Origin of the sequence: Finegoldia sp. BIOML-A4 (genome assembly GCF_009679635.1) — a bacterium.
Classification (GTDB): domain Bacteria; phylum Bacillota; class Clostridia; order Tissierellales; family Peptoniphilaceae; genus Finegoldia; species Finegoldia magna.
In genome coordinates this window covers 106,270-127,986 of record NZ_WKZC01000004.1, presented here as the reverse complement: position 1 = coordinate 127,986, position 21,717 = coordinate 106,270, and the positions used below count along the sequence as shown (strand labels likewise).

Annotated in this window: 16 protein-coding genes and 1 other annotated feature; all 16 genes read left to right on the top strand. The window is 33.0% G+C overall.

What is annotated here, in order from left to right; translation table 11 throughout:
- The first annotated feature begins 112 nt into the window (after positions 1-112).
- The 16 genes from GKG01_RS05025 to GKG01_RS04950 all read left to right on the top strand — a co-directional run bounded on the left by GKG01_RS05025 (position 113) and on the right by GKG01_RS04950 (position 21,717).
- Positions 113-1,798 carry a hypothetical protein gene (locus GKG01_RS05025; RefSeq protein WP_154271700.1) on the top strand — a complete coding sequence of 562 codons (1,686 nt, stop codon included), beginning with the start codon at positions 113-115 and terminating at the stop codon, positions 1,796-1,798.
- Between the two features lie 2 nt (positions 1,799-1,800).
- Positions 1,801-2,406, top strand: coding sequence for an ABC transporter ATP-binding protein (locus tag GKG01_RS05020; RefSeq protein ID WP_154271699.1), 606 nt, complete (start codon positions 1,801-1,803; stop codon positions 2,404-2,406).
- A 168-nt stretch (positions 2,407-2,574) separates the two neighbouring features.
- Positions 2,575-5,103 (top strand): ribonucleoside-diphosphate reductase subunit alpha, encoded by a 2,529-nt coding sequence (locus GKG01_RS05015; RefSeq protein ID WP_154271698.1) that lies wholly within the window; start codon positions 2,575-2,577, stop codon positions 5,101-5,103.
- Between the two features lie 5 nt (positions 5,104-5,108).
- Positions 5,109-6,179, top strand: a complete 1,071-nt coding sequence (locus GKG01_RS05010) for a hypothetical protein (protein ID WP_154271697.1) — start codon at positions 5,109-5,111, stop codon at positions 6,177-6,179.
- Between the two features lie 100 nt (positions 6,180-6,279).
- Positions 6,280-6,530 (top strand) — a binding site (T-box leader).
- A gap of 50 nt (positions 6,531-6,580) precedes the next feature.
- On the top strand, positions 6,581-7,585 hold the full coding sequence (locus GKG01_RS05005; RefSeq protein WP_154271696.1) for an ATP-binding cassette domain-containing protein: 1,005 nt from the start codon (positions 6,581-6,583) through the stop codon (positions 7,583-7,585).
- Positions 7,585-8,241: a methionine ABC transporter permease gene (locus GKG01_RS05000; RefSeq protein WP_094204263.1), complete on the top strand. Its 657-nt coding sequence runs from the start codon at positions 7,585-7,587 to the stop codon at positions 8,239-8,241. The genes GKG01_RS05005 and GKG01_RS05000 overlap by 1 nt, the downstream gene beginning before the upstream one ends.
- A gap of 11 nt (positions 8,242-8,252) precedes the next feature.
- A complete protein-coding gene (locus GKG01_RS04995; protein WP_154271695.1) occupies positions 8,253-9,080 on the top strand; it encodes a MetQ/NlpA family ABC transporter substrate-binding protein in 828 nt (275 codons plus the stop codon).
- 23 nt (positions 9,081-9,103) lie between these two features.
- Entirely contained in the window at positions 9,104-10,219 is a 1,116-nt protein-coding gene (locus tag GKG01_RS04990) for a 5-methyltetrahydropteroyltriglutamate--homocysteine S-methyltransferase (protein ID WP_154271694.1), read from the top strand.
- A 363-nt stretch (positions 10,220-10,582) separates the two neighbouring features.
- Positions 10,583-12,163, top strand: a complete 1,581-nt coding sequence (locus tag GKG01_RS04985) for a type I restriction-modification system subunit M (protein ID WP_154271693.1) — start codon at positions 10,583-10,585, stop codon at positions 12,161-12,163.
- Positions 12,156-13,406, top strand: a complete 1,251-nt coding sequence (locus GKG01_RS04980) for a restriction endonuclease subunit S (RefSeq protein WP_154271692.1) — start codon at positions 12,156-12,158, stop codon at positions 13,404-13,406. Before GKG01_RS04985 ends, GKG01_RS04980 begins: the two co-directional genes overlap by 8 nt.
- A 20-nt stretch (positions 13,407-13,426) precedes the next feature.
- Positions 13,427-14,053 carry a restriction endonuclease subunit S gene (locus tag GKG01_RS04975; RefSeq protein ID WP_154271691.1) on the top strand — a complete coding sequence of 209 codons (627 nt, stop codon included), beginning with the start codon at positions 13,427-13,429 and terminating at the stop codon, positions 14,051-14,053.
- Between the two features lie 9 nt (positions 14,054-14,062).
- Complete coding sequence (locus GKG01_RS04970; protein WP_154271690.1) at positions 14,063-17,083, top strand: type I restriction endonuclease subunit R; 3,021 nt, start codon at positions 14,063-14,065, stop codon at positions 17,081-17,083.
- Between the two features lie 157 nt (positions 17,084-17,240).
- A complete protein-coding gene (locus GKG01_RS04965; RefSeq protein ID WP_154271689.1) occupies positions 17,241-17,702 on the top strand; it encodes a CtsR family transcriptional regulator in 462 nt (153 codons plus the stop codon).
- A 10-nt stretch (positions 17,703-17,712) separates the two neighbouring features.
- Positions 17,713-18,312 (top strand): hypothetical protein, encoded by a 600-nt coding sequence (locus GKG01_RS04960; protein ID WP_154271688.1) that lies wholly within the window; start codon positions 17,713-17,715, stop codon positions 18,310-18,312.
- A complete protein-coding gene (locus GKG01_RS04955; RefSeq protein WP_154271687.1) occupies positions 18,305-19,300 on the top strand; it encodes an ATP--guanido phosphotransferase in 996 nt (331 codons plus the stop codon). The genes GKG01_RS04960 and GKG01_RS04955 overlap by 8 nt, the downstream gene beginning before the upstream one ends.
- Positions 19,297-21,717 carry an ATP-dependent Clp protease ATP-binding subunit gene (locus GKG01_RS04950; protein WP_154271686.1) on the top strand — a complete coding sequence of 807 codons (2,421 nt, stop codon included), beginning with the start codon at positions 19,297-19,299 and terminating at the stop codon, positions 21,715-21,717. The genes GKG01_RS04955 and GKG01_RS04950 overlap by 4 nt, the downstream gene beginning before the upstream one ends.

Sequence of the window (21,717 nt, the reverse complement as noted above, 5' to 3'; positions counted from 1 at the left end):
TGAAAGTGGTAAAAATATGTAAATATAATATCACAATAAAATAATCTACATAAAAGCTACATACTAAATAAGTAAAAATATGTCAATAATTTGTAAAATTTAGGAGTTCGATATGAACGAAAAAATCGAATTAATCAAAACTAAAGAGATAAATTTTCTTAAAGAACTGGACAATTCTGTCATCAGATTTAAACACAGTCTTCCTCATCACAATGACAGTTTGTTAAATAGAGTTCTTGTGGAAAAATTCATATCTCAATCTAAGATTGATTTTTATGAGGAATATAAGGATGTATCTTCTCAGTATAATTACATATACACTAAGAATAAACTTGTAGAAGAAAGATGCGATGAAATCATTCAGATTTTTCAAGATATGGAAAATGATATGAGTTTTTTGGATGATGCTATCAAAAATTCTGGAGATATCGAAAAAGGATTTAATTTTAGGTTTTATTTGAAGAAAATTGTAGAGAGTTATAAATTTTCACGCGATAATTCAAAAGACACGGATAAGAAAAGCAAAAGAGCTCATCTTAAATCGAAAAATAAAAGGGATTTCATAATAAGTGAGTATTCAAAGGATAGCGTGTATTTGTACAGTGTTAAGAGAAGCCTGAAGTATGTGTACAAAAAGAGAATAAATACTGAGGTGAACAAGCTTAGGCGTGATTTGTACGATTTGAGAAAAAATATGAAGGTCGATCCCAAAGATTACGATACAAAATTCAAGGCTTTGTATTTGATTCCTGGGGTCGGTCAGCTTCAGTTCAATCAACTGTATAAGTTTTTGATTATGATTGCGATATTTTTGGCGAGTGTGTTCATTCTCATTGGAGATATGCATATCGATAAACTGGATGAGTTTATGATTGGTATATTGGTGGTTTTGGAAATTATCAATATAGTAAATTATAAAAAAATCGTCAGAGATATTAATAAAGGAATTCGTCCTAATAATTTTAGAGAGTCGATTATTAACATTAAATTAAAGGTTAAAGGATTTTTCATTAATAACATTAAACTTATTTACTGGATACTGTGTGGAATAGTTGCCGCTTTTAATATTTTTATTGTGATTGCAACTGTTTTGGGAGAGGATTTGACTTTTGTTCTGAAAAATTACGAACGATTTTACATTCAGTTTGATTTGAAGATAGTGTGTGCGTGTGCTCTGCTTAGTGTGATGGTGTTTTCGATTGGAGAGATTGTATCTTTGATTGTTTGGAGGATTTTCTCCAGAGTTGACAAGGAACTGAATCTTTTCATGTGTATTATGTCAATTGCATCACTGTTTGTATTGCTGATGTTTCCAAATGATTTTGTGTTTACGAAAATATTTGGAATTTTCAACCAATACGTACTTCACGACCAAAGTTTGATGTTAATTTTCAGGTTGACTTTTTGGTTACTTATAGGTGCGCTAACAGCTTATAACGTTTATTCTATGCAAAGAATAGGATTTTTCTCTAATAATATCAATTATTTGATGCACAATGACGATATGAACAAGTTTGAGTATTATAGATGGGTTGTTTTTCCGATTTATTCTAATAAGGTTAATTTGATTACGATTTTGTTGAATTTTATGGCTTTTTATGTGATGTTTTGTTTCACTGGAGTGTATTTTTCTCACATGGTCGATATTTACAATGAGGGTGCTATGGATATTCTCATATTTTTTGTAAGAAAGCTTAACAGTAATTATTATTACTTGATAGGTTTTATAATTGTAGCGATATTTTCTGTTGTCAATTTGTGTTGGGATATTATAACGAAGATTAGGGTTAGAAGGTAGTTATGGATATTGTATTTGAAAATTATAGTACGAATTATTTTGAAAATTTGACAGGGAAAATCTCTCAGAATTGTCAGGTTTTTTCAAACAAAATAACTTTGGATAAGTTCATAGCTGTATTAATGAATGTAAAATACGCAAATGGGAAGATGTTAATAGATGGAAAGATTTCAAACAATGTGATATCGAAGTACCGTGGATTTTATGTTGTGGATGAGTTTATGTTGTATCCTCATTTGAATGTGTACGATAATTTGTCGTTGGTGTTGCGTTCAATGAAGATGTCTCCTGTGACAATTTACAGGAAAATTGAGAGTTTGAATGAAAGTCTGAATGTGGATTTGGATAATAAGTTAAAAGAATGTGATGATGATAGTATCATCAAACTTTTTTATGCGAAGGTTGTGTTGGCACAGAGTCAGTTTGTGATTATAAAAAATTACAATAATTACACAAAAATTTTTGCTAAGAAAAACATGAGAAAACTTACTCAAATGTTTGATGAGAAGAATATTAACTACATTATTTTGTGTGACAAGAAGAAAAAATTAGTTGATGATTTACCGATTTTGAAGCTAGGCAAGAGTAGTATTTCTGATGTAAAATGATTTGAACATTTTATTAAAATTATATATTTTTAGCTTTTTGAAAAATTTTAATACTATATTTTCAGTGTTATTTCACTTAGATTTGTGGTAATATTTAATAGGAATTAATACTATAAATTGTAGTTGGGTTTTTATAATCCACTATATACACGATAAAAGGGAGTAATAATGGAAATAAAAAAGAGAGATGGCAATATTGTCGATTTTGATAGATCGAAGATAAAATTAGCCATGAAAAAAGCTTATGCTTCTGTAGGAATTTACGCAGAGGAAAATGAACTAGAAGCTATGGCACAAGAAATTGAAAACACTATTGTGAACAAGTATCCGAAAAATCATGTGGTTACTGTGGAAGAAATTCAAGACTTGGTGGAATTGACTTTGATTGATCACGGTCAATACAAGGTTGTAAAATCTTTTATTTTGTATCGTGCAAAACATACCACAGACAGAAAAGTTATTGAAGAGTTCGAAAGATTTATCACAGATGAAGATGTCATCGAAATCATTAGATATATTCAAGAACATTATGATTCTACTAGGTATTCGATTGAGAATTTGTATTTGAAGTTCGAATCATTTGTTAAGCCTAATTTGTCACAATACGATATGGTGAATTTATTGTCGAAAGCTTCTGGGGAACTTGTTAGTAAGGAAGCTCCAAATTGGGAATATATTGCATCTTTGTTTATGAATTATAATTTGAAACAAAATATTAAAAAGTTAGAAGTTCAATACGATCTTCAAGATTTCAAATCTAAGATTAAGTTTTTGGATGAGAGAGGATTGTATGGTTCATATATCAGAGAAGTGTATACTGATGATGATATTGACGAATTGGAAAAATACATTGATGACGATAGGGATAAGTTATTCACATTCAGTGCTTTGGATTTGATTATAAAAAGATATTTGATTAAAACTCATGACAACAGAGTGATGGAATCTGCACAAGAAATGTTCATGGGGATTGCGATGCATTTGGCACTTAAAGAAAAGGATAGAATTCATTGGGCAAAGAAGATCTACGATAATTTGTCCACATTGAAGGTGACTGTGGCAACTCCTACGATGAGTAACGCCAGAAAACCATTCAATCAATTGTCAAGCTGTTTTATAGACACTGTTCCTGATACTTTGGAAGGAATTTATCGTTCGATAAATAATTTCGCACAAGTTTCTAAGCATGGTGGTGGAATGGGATTGTATTTCGGAAAAGTTCGTGCAAATGGATCCGACATTCGTGGTTTCCAAGGTGTTGCAGGTGGAGTTATCAGATGGATTAAACTTGCAAATGATACTGCTGTTGCAGTGGATCAATTGGGAGTGCGCCAAGGTTCTGTAGCTGTGTACTTGGATGTATGGCACAAAGATATATTGGAATTTTTGCAACTTAGAACAAACAACGGTGATGACAGAATGAAGGCACACGATGTGTTCCCATCTGTTTGCTATCCTGATTTGTTCTGGAAGATGGTTCGTGACGATATAGACGGAACTTGGTATATGTTCGACCCACACGAAATCTCTGTGAAAAAAGGATATAATTTGGAAGATTATTATGGAGACGAATGGGAAAAAAGATACAACGAATGTGTGCTTGACGAAAGTATTTCCAGACGTAGCATTAAAGTAAAAGATTTGGTAAGACTTATTATAAAATCATGGACAGAAACAGGAACTCCATTCACATTCAACCGTGATACTGTAAATAGAATGAATCCAAATAAACACAAGGGAATGATTTATTCTTCTAATTTGTGTACAGAAATTATGCAAAATATGAGCGAAATTCATTCTATTAGTGAAACTATAGAAACAGAAGACGGAGACGATATTATCGTTACAAAAACAAAACCAGGAGATTTTGTTGTGTGCAACTTGGCTTCTCTTGTTTTGGGAAATATCGATGTGAACAATGATGAAGAATTAGAAGAAGTTGTGGAAACAGCAGTTAGAGGACTTGATAATGTTATTGATTTGAACTTTTATCCATTGGAATACGCAAAGTACACTAACAAGAAATACCGTCCAATCGGACTTGGAACAAGTGGATATCATCACTGCTTAGTAAAAAACAATATTATGTATTCGGATGTTGAAAAACATTTGGAATTTGCAGATAAATTGTACGAAAAAATCAACTACTACGCTATCAAGGCAAGTAATAAAATCGCCAAGGAAAAAGGATCCTACGAATATTTTGAAGGTTCTGATTGGGAAAATGGCGAGTATTTCAAATTAAGAGATTACAATTCTGAAAAATGGAACGAATTATACCATAATATTAAGAAAAACGGAATTAGAAATGGATACCTGATGGCAGTGGCACCAACTGGTTCAACTTCCATAATCGCAGGAACTACTGCAGCAGTAGACCCTGTAATGAGCAGATATTTCCTTGAAGAAAAGAAGGGTACAATTGTCCCACGTGTTGCACCAGGACTTAGCCCACAAACATTCTGGTTGTACGAAAATGCCCACGAATTGGACCAAAATATAACTGTAGATGCTACAAGTATAAGACAACGCCACATCGACCAAGGACAATCGGTCAACATTTATATCACGACTGATTACACGATGAGAACAATATTGAATATCTACATCAGAGCGTGGGAAAAAGGAATAAAATCCATCTATTATGTTAGAAGTAAATCATTAGAAGTGGAGGACTGCGATAGCTGCAGTGCATAATTTTTATGAAAAAATTATTATCAGTAATGTTGAGCTTGGCGCTTGTACTTGGAGTTACAGGTTGTAACAAAGAGCAAGAAAAAAAAGTAGAATGTAAAGCTACAGTAGAAAAAGTTCAACCAAAAGACGATTTGAATGGCAAAAAGCCAAGCGAAATTGATTCATCGATAAATTACGATGAATACGTGGATACGAATGACAAATTAATCAAAGTCATCAAAAAATTGCACGAAACACGTGGCAAAGAAGAGATAGTATTCTTGGGCAATGACAAATCGCAAGTCGAAAATTTTATGAATGAATACGATAAGAACGATAAGAAAACTGCCGAAGATAATTTAGTGGTTGGCGATATGAAATTCGTAAAAGATTCTTCAATCGGTAAACCAATCTTCTCCATGAAATTAAAATCGGTGTTGAACGAAGATTTCAGAGATGAGCCTTATAGCTTGGAATTCACTTACAAATACATCGATAAGCTAAACGAATTGTCAGAAAAAGTAAAAGGCAAGGATGATTTTGAAACAGTGAAAAATTTGGCAAAAGTTTTGATTGACGATTACAGATACGATCCACAACTTTCATCGACATTTGGTTGTGATTTGTTGTTGAACAAAGAGGGAACTTGTAATTCGTTCAGTGAACTTGCCAATGATGTGCTAAATAATTGCGGAATTTATTCTGAAATTTGGTGGGTAGATTCATTGCCTGACGATGAATTGGACAAAAATTCCAATCCATATCGCAACCATTCAATCGACAGAGCAAGGTTAAATGGCAAGATGTATTTCTTGGATTTTACTCATTCTACGATTTCTCACAAGAACGCAAAAGACTACGGATTTGAAAACAGACCGAAACTTATTATGGAGAAATTACCAGAAGTAGAACGCGGCAAAAACCAACTATACACTGGATATTCAAAAGTTCGTGAGCCTATTTTGGTTAACAAAGGATTCTGTGATGGACACTACAGTATAGATAACCCTTACGCAAAGTATTCTGACCTAGAATTGGGATGGACAACATACGGACAATTACTGGATAATTTGCGTAAAAATCCGTACTTTAAGTAGTTATAATTAAATGATAAAAAAGTTTTTAAAAGTTTTTTGAAAAAAAGCTTGACAAATATTTTTTGAGCGTGTATTATATATCCATAAGTTAAATGAATAAACATTAACGTTGATAAGAAGAGTAAACAATGAATGCTTTTTCAGAGAGTCTCAGTTTGGTGAAATGAGATAAAGAATAGTTGTTGAAAATGGTCTTGGAGTTAGAAAAGTCGAACAGCATTTGCTTTTAAACTTTTCCGGTTGCATCCGATATCTTGTGCTAGGTATGAATACGTACTGAATAATGAGAAAATACATATGTATATATGTATTTAAAAATAAGGTGGTAACGCGGATATATTCGCCCTTATGTGATGAATGTCACATAAGGGCTTTTTTTATTATAAAAATGAGGTGAGAGTATGATTGAAGTATTAAATTTGAAGAAAACTTTTAATACAAGTGAAAAAGAATTTAATGCAGTTGATGATGTAAGTTTCAAAGTTAATAAGGGTGAAATTTACGGAATAATTGGTTTGTCAGGAGCTGGCAAATCGACACTTGTAAGACTTCTAAACAGATTGGAAGAACCGACAAGTGGTAAAGTCATCATCGATGATGTTGACATAACATCGTTGAAGCAAAAGGAATTATTGGAAGCAAGAAAAGAAATCAGCATGATTTTCCAACATTTTAATTTGTTTAATCAAAAAAATGTCTACGAAAACATTGCTTATCCGTTGAAACTTCAAAACATTCCAAAAAATGAAATAGAAAAAAGAGTTAACGAATTATTGGATTTCATTGGACTTAGAGACAGAGCAAAAAGTTATCCTAGCCAATTATCTGGTGGACAAAAACAAAGAGTTGCGATTGCAAGAGCATTATCCACAAATCCTAAGGTGATTTTGTCAGATGAATCTACAAGCGCACTTGACCCACAAAACACGCAACAAGTTTTGGAGATATTGAGAAAATCAGTAGACAAATACAAAACCACGATAATAATGATAACTCATCAAATGGAAGTTGCAAAAGACATCTGTGACAGGATTGCAGTGATGGAAAATGGAAAAATCATCGAAGAAAATTCTGTAGAAGAATTATTCAAAAATCCAAAAACAGATGTCACTAGAAACTTCATCAGAAAGCTTGTAGAAGAGGATGAAGAAGAGATAATAACTGACGATTTTAAGGGAGATGTCGTTAGATTAACTTACTCAAAGAAATCCTACAACAAACCATTATTATCACAAGCAGCGAGAATTTCAGGAATAGATTTTAGTATTATATCTGGAAATATCAACAAACTTCAATCCACAGGGGTTGGTTACACAGTTGTTGAACTTATCGGTGAAAAAGAAAATATTCAAAAAGCAAAAGACTTTTTGACGGAAAATGATATTAGAGTAGAGGAGGTTAAATAATGGATAATTTACTAAATTTGGTATTAGAAGCCACAGGCGAGACATTGTACATGATTTTAGTAAGTACATTCTTCACAATATTATTTGGCCTTCCATTGGCACTTATTTTATATACAACTGGACAATCGGGACTTAATCCAAAACCAAAACTATACGCGGTGTTGGATGTAATAGTTAACATTACAAGATCATTTCCATTCATCATATTGATGATAGTATTGCTACCATTATCCAAATTAATCGTCGGAACAAAAATAGGAACATCAGCATCTATCGTTCCATTGACAGTCGGTGCAATTCCATTTTTGGCGAGATTATTCGAACAAGAATTCTTGAATGTGGACAGAGGAATCATTGAAGCGTCCAAATCAATGGGGGCAAGTAATTTTAACATATTGACAAAAGTATTGATTCCAGAATCATTGCCACAATTGGTGTTGGCAATAACAAACTTAATGATAACATTGATTGGATATTCCGCAATGGCAGGGACAATCGGTGGAGGAGGCTTGGGAGCCTTGGCAAAAAGATACGGCTACGACAGATTTAACACAGAAGTATTATTGTGGGCAGTAGTTGTGATTATAATCTTGGTTGAAATTGTACAAATCTCAGGTACAAAAATTTCAAATAAATTAAACAAAAAAAACATATAGGAGTGGTAAAAATGAAAAAGAAAATTTTATTAGTAGTATTGGCATTAGCATTGGTATTAACATCATGTGCTAAAAAAGAAAGCAAAACAGAAGACGGACAAACAACAAACACAGATAACAAAAAGGTTGTAATTGGAGTATCTCCAGCACCTCACAAAGAAATTGCAGAAAAAGCAAAAGAAATATTAGAAAAAGATGGAATTGAACTAGAAATCAAAGAATTTGACGATTATGTAACACCAAACACATCACTTGAGGAAAAAGACATTGACTTGAACTTCTACCAACACATTCCTTACTTGGAAAACTTCAACAAAGAAAGAGGAACAAAAATCGTATCATTAGGTGGAGTTCACATCGAACCATTGGGAGTTTATTCTAAAACTTACAAATCACTTGATGAATTAAAAGACGGAGACGAAGTTATAATCCCAAATGATGCTACAAATGGAGCAAGAGCATTAAAATTATTAGAAGAAAACAATGTAATCAAATTAAAAGCAGATGCAGGATTGGAAGCTACAGAAAAAGATATTGCAGAAAATCCTAAGAACTTGAAATTCACACCAGTTGAAGCTGCAACAATTCCAAGAGCATACGAAGATGCCGCAATTGCTGTAATTAATTCAAACTACGCATTAGAAGCAAATCTATCACCAAAGAACGATGCAATTGCAACAGAAAAAGCTGAAGGAAACCCATTTGCAAATGTAATAGCAGCAAGAGAAGCAGACAAAGATAACGAAACTTACAAGAAAGTATTGGAAGCTTTCCAATCAGACGAAGTTAAGAAATATATCGAAGAAAAATTTGATGGAGAAATAATTCCAGCAAAATAGAAATAATTAGGGGGAGATTGAAAATGAGTTTACACGTACCATTTAGATACGATTATGTAGGAAGTTTCTTGAGAGATGAAAAATTACTAAAGGCAAGATCGGACTTCGAAAAAGAAATAATCACAAAACAAGAACTAACAGAAATTGAAGATGAATGTATCAAACAATTAATTGATAAACAAAAGGAATTGGGCTATCACGTAATAACTGATGGAGAATTCAGAAGAAAAAGCTGGCATTTGGATTTCTTCTGGGGACTAAATGGAATCAAAAGAGTTGAACTTGACCATGGATATTATTTCCATGGCAAGGAAACTTACCATACATCAGTACAAGTTGAAGGAAAAATCACAGGAGAAAATCATCCATTCGTAGAACATTTTAAATTCGTAAAACAATTTGAAGATGAAAATACAATCGCAAAACAAACAATACCTGCACCAGCACAATTAATCGTGGAATTATTCAGGGAAGATAATGCAGAAATTACGAAACAAATCTATCCAGATTACGAAAAGTTGGAACAAGATATCGCGAGAGCTTACAAACAAGTTATCAAGGATTTGTATGAAGCAGGATGCCGAAACATACAATTTGACGATTGTACATGGGGAATGTTAGTAGATTCTGATTATATCAACAGAAAATACGGAGAATCAGTTTCATTGGATGATGAGGCTAACAAATATTTGAGAATCAACAACTTAGCACTTGAAGACAGACCCAAAGATTTGACAATAACAACGCACGTTTGCAGAGGAAATTACGAATCAACATATGCAGCAAGTGGTGCCTACGATAAAATCGCACAAATATTATTTGCACAAGAAAACGTAGATGCATTCTATCTTGAATACGATGACGAAAGATCCGGCGGATTTGAACCATTAAAATACGTTTCTGGAGATAAAAAAGTTGTACTTGGACTAATCACATCAAAAAGAGGAGAACTAGAAGACGAAGATGAAGTCATCGCTAGAATTCGCAAAGCATCTGAATTCATATCTCTTGATAGATTGTGTCTGAGTCCACAATGTGGATTCTCATCTAACGAAAATGGAAACATATTAACAGTTGACCAACAATGGAAAAAGCTAAAATTAATCAAAAAAATAGCTGAAAAAGTTTGGGGGAAATAAGCAATCATATCTATCTCATTTTTATAAATTGCAGGCAATGAAAATTGCCTGTAATTTTTTGTGTGAAAAACACCGCTATCTAAGATAAACACAAAGGATTATACTCAAAAATGAAACCTCGAATAATTAAATAGTGATAACTGATAAGCTGGACTAATTCACAAGAGGTTATCATAGTGATAGATAATAATAGCCTATCACGAACAAGCTGAGAATATAAACAAAATCAAAAATACAAATCAATTAATATCTGAAATATAAAACACAATATAGTCAATTAATTATATGATATAATTAAAATGAAAAATTACGTAAAATTTTAAAAAATATAATGAGAAATTAACATAAATAGGAGAGATGAAAATGGCAGTAGTATCAAATGAAAATAACGAGTCAGCACAAAGAACGGAACTTCACAGGAAAATTTGGGCGATTGCAGATGATGTCAGAGGTGCTGTTGACGGATGGGACTTCAAACAATACATATTGGGAATTTTATTCTACAGATTTATCTCAGAAAACATCACAGAATTTTTCAACAAAGTTGAACACGAAGCTGGAGATGAATCCTTCGATTATGCAGAAATAACAGATGAAGAAGCAGAAATAGATTTCAGACCAGATACAGTGGAAGAAAAAGGGTTTTTCATACTACCAAGTCAATTATTTCAAAATGTCGTAAAAACTGCACGCACCAATGAAAATTTGAACACAGATTTGGCAAATATATTCAAATCAATCGAAAAAAGCGCAATAGGATATCCTTCAGAAGATGACATCAAAGGATTATTCGAAGACGTTGACACCACAAGCAACAAACTTGGAGCAACGGTAGCTGAGAAGAACAAAAGATTATGCGACATACTAACTGGAATTGACAAAATTAATTTCGGTAAATTTGAAAACAACGACATCGACGCATTCGGCGATGCATACGAATATTTGATATCCAACTATGCAAGTAATGCAGGAAAATCAGGAGGAGAATTCTTCACTCCACAAACAGTGTCAAAGCTTTTGGCAAGGCTTGTAATGGACGGCAAAACAAGCATTAACAAAGTATATGATCCGACATGTGGCAGCGGCTCATTATTACTTCAAATGAAAAAACAATTTGAAAAAAATATAATTGATGAAGGATTTTTCGGACAAGAAATCAACATGACCAACTTCAACCTTGCTCGTATGAATATGTTCTTGCACAATGTGAATTACAATAATTTTTCGATAAAAAGAGGAGACACGTTGCTCAATCCATTGCACAATGATGAAAAACCATTCGATGCAATAGTATCCAATCCACCATATTCAATTAAATGGGTTGGAGACAATGATCCTACACTAATCAACGATGAAAGATTTGCACCAGCAGGAAAGCTTGCTCCAAAATCATACGCAGATTACGCATTCATAATGCATTCATTATCATACCTTTCAAGTAAAGGAAGAGCTGCGATAGTTTGTTTTCCGGGGATATTTTACAGAAAAGGCGCCGAAAAAACAATAAGAAAATACTTGGTCGACAATAACTTTATCGACTGCGTAATACAACTGCCGGAAAATTTATTCTTCGGCACATCTATTGCGACATGTGTTTTGGTAATGGCGAAAAATAAAACAGAAAACAAAATACTATTCATAGATGCAACCAAAGAATTCAAAAAAGAAACCAACAACAATATTTTAGAAGACAAAAACATAAATGCAATTGTAGATGAATTCAGAGATAGAAAACAAGTACAATACTTCTCAAGATATGTAGACAAATCTGAAATAGAAGAAAATGAATACAACTTGTCAGTGTCAACATACGTTGAAAAAGAAGACACTAGAGAAAAAATAGACATCAAAGTACTCAACAAACAAATCGATGAGACCGTAAAGAAAATAGATGAGCTTAGAGCTTCTATAAATGAAATAGTAAGGGAGCTTGAAGATGAGTAAGATAGATGAATTATTAAAAAATGAAAAAGTTGAGTGGAAAAAACTAGGGGACGTTTGTGAAATAAAAAGAGGAAGAGTAATATCTAAGAAGTATTTAAAACAAAATCCTGGGGAGTATCCAGTTTATTCATCTCAAACTAGAAATAATGGGGAAATAGGAAAAATAAAAACATACGACTTTGATGGTGAGTATGCAACTTGGACAACAGATGGAGCCTATGCAGGAACTGTTTTTTACAGAAATGGAAAATTTTCTGTTACTAACATTTGTGGGATTATTAAACCAAATGATAAGAAAGAATTATTAGTTAAATTTATAGTATATTGGTTACAGATTGAAGCGAAAAAACATGTTAAAGGAGGATCTGGCAATCCAAAGTTGATGAGTAATGTTGTAAATAATATCAAAATCCCAATCCCGTCATTTGAGACACAAGAAAAAATCGTCGAAATACTTGACAAATTCACAAATTATGTTACTGAATTACAGGCTGAATTACAGGATAGGACTAAACAATACGAATACTACAGGGATATGCTATTAAGTGAGGATTATTTGAATAAATTGTGCAAAAATCCTGAAATAAATTCTTATAAGTTAAGATTTACTACTTTAGGAGAAGTAGGTAAATTTATAAATGGTTCAGGAATGCCAAAGACTATGTTTACCAGCGATGGAGAAGTTGGCGCAATTCATTATGGACATATCTATACTAAATATAGTGTATTTGTAAATGAGCCAATTGTAAAAGTTAGTAAGAATGACGCAGAAAAACTAAAAAAAGTTAATAAAGGAGATTTAGTTATTGCTAGAACATCAGAAAATATAGATGATGTTATGAAGACAGTTGCATATCTTGGCAACTCACAGGTTGTGGCAGGAGGTCACACTGCTATTTTTAAACATAGAGAAAATCCAAAATATTTATCTCATTTATTTAATGGATGTAGTTCGTTTTTGAAACAAAAAATTAAATATGCTCGAGGAGTTAAAGTTATTGAAATTTCTACTGAAGAAATGAAAAAGATAAAAGTGATTCTTCCTCCACTTGAAATTCAAAACAAGGTTGTTGAGGTGTTGGATAAGTTCCAAGCTTTTCTTACTGATACTGAAGGATTGTTACCACAAGAGATTGAACAAAGGCAAAAACAATATGAATATTTCCGTGAAAAACTCTTGACATTTGACGGAAATGTGGTAAGCAAGCAAGCAAGCAAGCAAGCAAGCAAGCAAGCAAGGTAATATCTAATAGATATTATCAATTGCTTGAAGAAGCTTGTGAACTTGCACAAATTGATTGCTTTAAAATTACGATGGGAAAATTATCGGACTATTTAAAAGAAACAAAAAATATTAAATGGAACGATAAAGAAGTATTTACTTATATTGATTTATCATCTATAGACAGAGAAAACAATTCAATTTTAGAAACAACCTTAGTGAATAAAAATAATGCGCCTAGTAGAGCAAGGCAGTTAATTAAGGAAAAAGATATATTGTTTGGGACTACAAGACCATTGCTAAAAAGATATTATTTCGTTGAAGAAGAATATGATGGGCAATTGTGCAGTACTGGTTTTTGTGTTTTAAGGGCAGATGAGGAAAAGATATTACCGAAGTGGATTTATTATAATATAATGACTAGTAAATTTTTAGAATTTGTTAATATTAATGAAAAAGGAACAAGTTATCCTTCAATTTCAGATTCTATAATAAAAGAATTTAAAATCCCGGTGCCACCTTTTGCTGTTCAAGAGCATGTCGTGTCCATTTTGGATAAGTTTGATGAATTAATTAATGATATTTCAACAGGAATACCTAAGGAGATTGAGTTAAGACAGAAGGAATATGAATATTATAGGGAGAGGTTATTAAGTTTTCCTAGATAGGAGGAGATTATGTCTGATAAGTTTGTAAATTATAATACGTCGACTATTGCAGAGATGAATAATGGTATTATTTTGTCTAGTTATAAAAAAGTGGAGTGTGTCTCTGAATCTTATCAAACTGAGAGTCAACTTGAGATGAATTTGATTAAGAATTTGGAAAGTCAAGGTTATGAGAGACTTATTGCTCGTTCGAACAAGGATTTGTACAAGAATTTGAGAGTGCAAATCGAGAGGTTGAATGATGTTAAGTTTTCGGATGAGGAATGGAGTAGGCTTTTAGTTGAATACTTGGATTGTCCGAATGATGGTTTGATTGAGAAGACTAGAAAGATTCAAGAAAATCATATTTACGATTTTGTATTTGATGATGGGCATGTGAAAAATATCAAGATTATCGATAAGAAGAATATTCATAACAATTTTCTACAAGTTACTAATCAAATCACTGCTGAAGGTAAGAAGAAAAGTAGATATGATGTTACAATTTTGGTAAATGGTCTTCCGCTTGTTCACATTGAGTTGAAGAAGAGGGGGGTGAATTTGCATGAGGCTTTCAATCAAATTCACAGATACAGCAAGGAGAGTTTTAATTCTGATAATTCATTGTACAAGTATGTTCAAATTTTTGTGATTTCAAATGGTACTTATACTAGATACTTTGCAAATACTACTGCACAAAACAAGAACAATTACGAGTTTACTTGCGAATGGGCTGATGCTAAGAACAAAACTATTTGTGATTTGGAAGATTTCACGAAGACTTTTTTTGAAAAGCGTGTTTTGCTTGAGGTTATCACAAAATACTGTGTGTTCGATGTGAATAATACTTTGCTTATTATGAGACCGTATCAGATTGCTGCTACTGAAAGGATTTTGTGGAAGATAAAATCCAGCTACGAAGCAAAGAAAGCAGGTAGGCCTGAGGCAGGAGGATTTATTTGGCATACGACAGGTTCTGGTAAGACTTTGACTTCTTTCAAAGCTGCTAAACTTGCGACTGATTTGGAATTTATTGATAAGGTATTCTTTGTGGTTGATAGAAAAGATTTGGATTATCAAACTATGAAGGAGTATCAAAGATTTCAACCAGATAGTGTGAACGGATCCAAAGATACGAAAGAATTAAAAAAATCTATCGAAAAGAAGGATAACAGAATTGTTGTAACTACTATTCAAAAATTGAATGAGTTTGTAAAGAAAAATCCCAATCATGAGATTTACGATAAGCATTGCGTGATTATTTACGATGAATGTCATCGTTCACAATTCGGAGATGCTCAAAAAAATATAAAAAAATCTTTTAAGAAATACTACCAATTTGGATTTACTGGTACTCCTATTTTTGCAGAAAATTCTATTAATGGTAGTACTACTGCGGGGATTTTCGGGGCACAACTTCACAGTTATGTGATTACGGATGCTATTAGAGATGGAAAAGTGTTAAAGTTCAAGGTGGATTACAACAATATTACTCCTAAGTTCAAATCAGCTGAAGAAGAAGTTGATGAAGATAAAATTAAAAAGGTTGAGAAGAAGATGCTTCTTCATCCAGAACGTATTTCAGAAATCACTAGATATATTTTGGATGTATACAATACTAAAACTCACAGAAATGAGTTTTATGATTTGAAAGATAGAAGGCTTAACGGTTTTAATGCTATGCTTGCTGTTCAAAGTATTGATGCTGCGAAGTTGTATTACGAGGAGTTTGAAAGACAACAAAAAGATTTGTCTGAAGATAAGAAGCTGAGAGTGGCGACTATTTTTAGTTTTGCTGCTAATGAGGAGCAAAGTGCTATTGGTGATATCAAGGACGAGGATTTCAATGTTTCTGCGTTGAATTTATCAGCTAAGGAGTTCTTGGATAAAGCTATCTCAGATTACAATGATTATTTTAAACAAAATTTCTCAACTGATGGAAATGAATTCCAAAATTACTACAAGGATTTATCATATAAGACTAAAAGAAAAGAAGTGGATTTGTTAATTGTTGTGGGGATGTTCTTGACAGGATTTGATGCTCCTACTTTGAATACTTTATTTGTCGATAAGAATTTAAGATATCATGGATTAATCCAAGCTTTTTCGAGAACTAATCGTATTTTGAACAAGGTTAAAACTTTTGGAAATATTGTGTGTTTCAGAGATTTGGAAAAGGCGACAGAAGATGCTATAAAAACTTTTGGCGATGAAAACAGTGTAAATATTATTCTTGAAAAAAGCTACGAAGAATATATGGAAGGTTTTACAGATGAGGAAACTGGAAAAGTAACCAGAGGATACAAGGATATTTGCAGTGAAATTGTTGCAAAATTCCCAGATCCAACCGAGATTTTCTTGGAGGCTGACAAGAAGGAATTTGTACAACTTTTTGGAGAGTTGTTGAAGTCTGAAAATATTCTCAAAAATTTCGATGAGTTTGAAAGTTTCGACAAGATTATTTCTGATAGATTAATGCAAGACATGAAGAGTGTGTATGTTGATATTAGAGAAAATATTGTAAATTCAAGAAATTCCAAAGACTCTGAAGAACAACAGGTGGATTTCTCGGATGTGGAATTCCAAATAGATTTGTTGAAAACTGATGAGATAAACTTGGATTATATTTTGGCTTTGATTTTGGAAAAATCCAAAGAACATGAGGATGTTGAAAACTTAAAAGCAGAAGTTCGAAGAGTTATAAGATCCAGTTTGGGAACGAGAGCTAAGGAAGATTTGGTGATGGATTTTATCAATAAAACAAAATTGTCAGAGTTGAAGGATAATGATGATATTTTGGAAACTTTCTATTCGTTTGCCAAAAAAGAAAAAGAAAAGAATGTGAAATTGCTTGTTGAAGAAGAGAAGTTAAAAGAAGGAGCATATCATTTTATCAATAAGTCAATAGCGAAAGGTTTTGTTGATTACGCTGGTACTGGATTGGATAAAATCTTGCCACCGACTTCTCGTAGACAAGGTGCAAGAGAAAAGAAAAAACAAATTGTTCTCGAAAAAATAGAAAAAATCGTAGAGGTTTTTGTAGGAATATAATTTAATGGGAGAGTTTTAATAGCTTTCCTTTTTATTTTGAAAATATTAAAAATGTTGTAGGATTTTGTTGTTGATATGAAAGGTCAAAGATGGTATAATTTAAGAAAGATAAATTTTTTTATGCAATTAGTCAGAGAAAGTCAAAAGAGGTGATAGTATGGCAGGGCTTAGTAACAGCATTGAAGCTTTTTTGAAGCAGTTGTTGAGTAACACTGACGATGATTTCATCGAAATCGGAAGAAATGATCTTGCCAATCAGTTTAATTGTGCTCCATCGCAAATTAATTACGTTCTGACTACTAGATTTACTCCGTACAAGGGTTATTATATTGAAAGTAGACGCGGTGGAAGTGGATATGTTAAAATAATAAAATTAACAATTAAAGACAGTAATCCGATTAAGGAGATTGTCGAAAATGTTATTGGAGATAGAATTACAAAGGATAAGTCGAATAATATTATTAATATGCTTTTGGATGAGGAATTGATAACTGAAAGGGAAGCTTTGGTTATGGTTCACGCTTTGGAGGATAATACTTTGTCGAAGGTGGATTTTAATGATAGGAATATTCTGAGGGCTGATTTATTGAAGAATATGTTATTGGCTTTTATGAGATAGAGGTGATTATATGAATTGCGATAATTGTGGCAAACCTGCTTTTATTCAAGTGAAGATCGTGGGACCATTTGGTGCTCGTGATGTGAATTTGTGTCATGATTGCTATGAAGAATATATGAATAATTTGAAGAATGAGATTATTTCGAATTCTGATTTTAAGTTTGATTCTGATCAAGAATTGAACAAAAACAAGGAGCTTTTTGAAGAAATCGCAAAGCAAATTTCTGATGTGGTGGAGCATTTGCCTTTTGAAAAGGTACAAGAATCTTCAAAGAAAGATGTTGACGATAAAAGTGTGTGTCCAGTGTGCAATATGCCGTTTGATGAGTTGAAGAATTATTCATCGATTGGTTGCAAATATTGCTATGATCATTTCAGGGATTTCATCATGGATAAGAGAAATTCGAAAAGCTATCCAAAATATTACAGGGGCAAATTCCCTAAGAATTTTGAAAAGGCTAAGGAAATTTTGGAGAAGTTGGATAGATTGTCTGATGAGCTTTTCATTGCAATGGATAATGAGGAATTTGAAAAGTGTCACGATATTCAAACTAAAATTGACGATTTGGAATTGAAATTACAAGAATACAGGGAAAAATGTTATGAATAATTCAAGTGTTGTAATGAAATCTGATGTGTCGTTGAGAAGAAATTTGTCGGACTATAATTTTATGTTGGTTATAGATACGGATTCTTGCGACGATATGAAATCAGATATTAAAAAAGAATTGAATAATCTGGAATATTTGAAGGAGTCTAGCGTTTATTCTTTTAAGGATACTAAAAGTACGAACAGAGATTATCTGAGAAAACAAGGATATATTTCTAGTGCTTATTATGAGGATGTGTCTCCTGAAGTTATCATAAATAGCGATAAAAAATGCGTGTTTACTTTGGCAGATAATGACCACATTTGCATTACTGCTTACGATTTTGGGAAAAATTTGAGAGATATTTACGAAAAATGTCTGAATATTGAAGAAAAATTGAATGATAAATTGAACTTTGCTTTTGATATTGATTTTGGATATTTGTCAGATGATTTCTACGATTCGGGATGTATGATGGATGTGAGCGTGTGTATGAACTTGAAGGCTTTGGAGTATTTCAACAAGATTGACGATATTCAAGATGTTGCAAGATACAGAGGATATATGTTTGAGAAAGCCTTCAATTCTAATACGAAAAGTTCGATTTACAGGCTTACGACTAATGGTCATTTGATGGATCCAGAATATATTATTAATGATATGACGCTTTTGATTGATTCGATTTCTAGAAAGGAAATTGAAAACAGACGCATTTTATTCGAAAATAATCCTGAGTTTAAGGATGACCTTTTGAGAAGTGTGTCGATGCTAAAATATTCAAGAGTTTTGGATGAAATTGAAGGAATGAACAGGATTGGAGATTTACTGATAGCTATCGATTTTGGCATAGTCGATGGTTTCAATGTAGATGATATTCTGGACTTGTACGATAAGACAAATAAGTTGAGGCTTGAAAAATTTCGCGAAAACAATAAATTGAATCAAAACATTGGAGTGTTGAGAAGCGAAATCATCAAGGATACTTTGGAAAGACAGGTGAAAAATTGAGAAAATCAGATATTTATAATTTAAGAACTGAGGCTGTGTATGAGGCAATTAGTTTGAAGCACGCGGATCTTGGAGTGGAGCATGTGCTACTTGCTATGTTCAAGTTTGATTTCAAGGCGTCTCAATATTTGAAAAAACACGGTGGAAATTACGAAAAAATTAGAAATTTAATTATAGATGAGTTGGGTTATGGAGACAGCAAGGAAACTAATCAAAGAATTAGCCCGAAACTTGAAGAAATAATCACTCAAGCTGTGGGATTGTCCAACACTTACGGAGAAAGGGCGATTACTCCAGAACACATTATGGCAGCGCTTTGCATGGATAGTTCTAACTACGCTAATCATTTGATGAAAAAAACAGGCGTGGATACTATGAAATTGACAGCGGAACTTCGCAAATACTTCTTTATGAAGATGAAGAGAGAACAAGGAGATGTCAACGACACATCAGCTAGTTCTTCTAAGCCAAGTGAAATTGAAAAGTACACTAAGAATTTGAACGAATTGGCAAAAGAAGGAAAGATCGACCCTTGTATCGGTCGTGAGGAAGAAATCGAAAGGATTATTCAAGTTCTTCTTAGACGTAAGAAAAATAACCCTGTGTTGATTGGAAATCCTGGTGTCGGAAAGACTGCTATCGTGGAAGGCTTGGCTGTAAAGATTGTCAACGGAGATGTTAATGATATTTTCAAGGACAAGGAGATTTTGTCATTGGATTTGGCGGCGTTGTTGGCTGGAACAAAATACAGAGGAGATTTTGAAGAAAGAATCAAAAAAGTTATCGATACTTTGTCAAATTCTGAAAACAAAATTTTATTTATAGATGAACTTCATTCGTTGATGGGCGCAGGTGGTGCAGAAGGTGCGTTGGATGCATCAAATATTTTGAAACCATCGTTGGCGAGAGGCGATTTGCAAATAATCGGAGCTACAACTATCAATGAATACAGAAAAACTATCGAAAAGGACCAAGCTTTTGAGAGAAGACTTCAAACTATCATGGTAGAGGAGCCTTCTGTTTCGGATTCTATACAAGTTATTGAAGGATTGAAGGACAAATACGAATCACACCATCACGTTCTAATTAGTGACGAAGCAATCAAAGCGAGTGTTGAATTATCGCACAGATATTTGAACGACAGATATTTGCCAGACAAGGCGATAGATTTGATAGATGAAGCTCAATCGATGGTTAGAGTGAAAAACTTCACTGGTGGCAAAAATTATGCGAAAATTCTAGAAGAATTAGAAGCAGAGAAACAAGAAGCTATTCAAAATTCTGACTTTTTACTTGCAGCAGAAAAAAGAGATGCCATCAAGGAAGTAGAAGCAGAAATGGAAGAAGAAGACCAAGACGAAAACAAATTGGAAATTGGATTCGATGAAATAGCGAATATCGTGTCACGTTGGGCAAAAGTTCCAGTGTCTAAGCTAACAGAATCAGAATCACAAAAATATTTGTTCTTGGCTGATAATTTGAAAAAAGTTGTCATCGGACAAGACAAGGCCATTGATTCTATTTCTAATGCAATTAAAAGAGCACGTGTCGGACTCAAAAATCCTAACAAGCCAATTGGATCATTTGTGTTTGTCGGACCAACTGGTGTTGGTAAAACATACTTGGCAAAGAAACTTGCTAAGGAATTGTTCAATGATGAAAATGCGATGATTAGAATTGACATGACAGAATATATGGAAAAACACTCCGTATCAAAACTCATAGGATCTCCTCCAGGATATGTTGGTCATAATGATGGTGGACAATTAACTGATATGGTGCGTACGAAACCATATTCTGTAATATTGTTTGATGAAATCGAAAAGGCGCATCCAGATGTTTTCAACACGCTTTTGCAAGTTTTGGACGACGGTAGACTTACAGACTCCAAAGGACGCGTTGTTAATTTCAAAGATACTGTAATCATAATGACATCAAACATTGGCGCAAGTGAACTTGAAAGCAAAAACGCAATTGGGTTTAATACAGCAGAAGATGTTGAAGTTGATGAATACAACAGAAACAAAGAAACTATCAACAATGCAATGAAGTCGATGTTCAAGCCAGAATTTATGAATAGATTAGACGATGTTATCGTGTTTAGTAATTTGAACAAGGAAAATGTAAAAGAAATTGCTGGATTAATGATGGATGAATTGGTTGAGAGAATGGCGAAGAATGATTTGATAATTTCGTATGACGAAAAAATCTTGGATTATCTTGTAGACAAAGGATACGACAAGAAATTCGGAGCAAGACCTCTTGAAAGACTTATCAGAACGGATATTGAAAATGAACTTGCCGACAAGATTCTGAACGGAGATATCGACAAAAATAGAAAAACAACTATAACTGTGGTTAACGACAAGGTTAGCTTTAGAAGATATGTAAGACGCAAAAAGACTGTGAAACAATAA

What these genes read in the sequence shown, in the direction of transcription:
- GKG01_RS05015 (WP_154271698.1), top strand. Translation starts at nt 2,575, where the DNA reads ATGGAAATAAAAAAGAGAGATGGCAATATTGTCGATTTTGATAGATCG.
- GKG01_RS05025 (WP_154271700.1), top strand. Translation starts at nt 113, where the DNA reads ATGAACGAAAAAATCGAATTAATCAAAACTAAAGAGATAAATTTTCTT.
- GKG01_RS04995 (WP_154271695.1), top strand. Translation starts at nt 8,253, where the DNA reads ATGAAAAAGAAAATTTTATTAGTAGTATTGGCATTAGCATTGGTATTA.
- GKG01_RS04980 (WP_154271692.1), top strand. Translation starts at nt 12,156, where the DNA reads ATGAGTAAGATAGATGAATTATTAAAAAATGAAAAAGTTGAGTGGAAA.
- GKG01_RS04955 (WP_154271687.1), top strand. Translation starts at nt 18,305, where the DNA reads ATGAATAATTCAAGTGTTGTAATGAAATCTGATGTGTCGTTGAGAAGA.
- GKG01_RS04970 (WP_154271690.1), top strand. Translation starts at nt 14,063, where the DNA reads ATGTCTGATAAGTTTGTAAATTATAATACGTCGACTATTGCAGAGATG.
- GKG01_RS04985 (WP_154271693.1), top strand. Translation starts at nt 10,583, where the DNA reads ATGGCAGTAGTATCAAATGAAAATAACGAGTCAGCACAAAGAACGGAA.
- GKG01_RS04965 (WP_154271689.1), top strand. Translation starts at nt 17,241, where the DNA reads ATGGCAGGGCTTAGTAACAGCATTGAAGCTTTTTTGAAGCAGTTGTTG.
- GKG01_RS05010 (WP_154271697.1), top strand. Translation starts at nt 5,109, where the DNA reads ATGAAAAAATTATTATCAGTAATGTTGAGCTTGGCGCTTGTACTTGGA.
- GKG01_RS05005 (WP_154271696.1), top strand. Translation starts at nt 6,581, where the DNA reads ATGATTGAAGTATTAAATTTGAAGAAAACTTTTAATACAAGTGAAAAA.
- GKG01_RS04960 (WP_154271688.1), top strand. Translation starts at nt 17,713, where the DNA reads ATGAATTGCGATAATTGTGGCAAACCTGCTTTTATTCAAGTGAAGATC.
- GKG01_RS05020 (WP_154271699.1), top strand. Translation starts at nt 1,801, where the DNA reads ATGGATATTGTATTTGAAAATTATAGTACGAATTATTTTGAAAATTTG.
- GKG01_RS05000 (WP_094204263.1), top strand. Translation starts at nt 7,585, where the DNA reads ATGGATAATTTACTAAATTTGGTATTAGAAGCCACAGGCGAGACATTG.
- GKG01_RS04990 (WP_154271694.1), top strand. Translation starts at nt 9,104, where the DNA reads ATGAGTTTACACGTACCATTTAGATACGATTATGTAGGAAGTTTCTTG.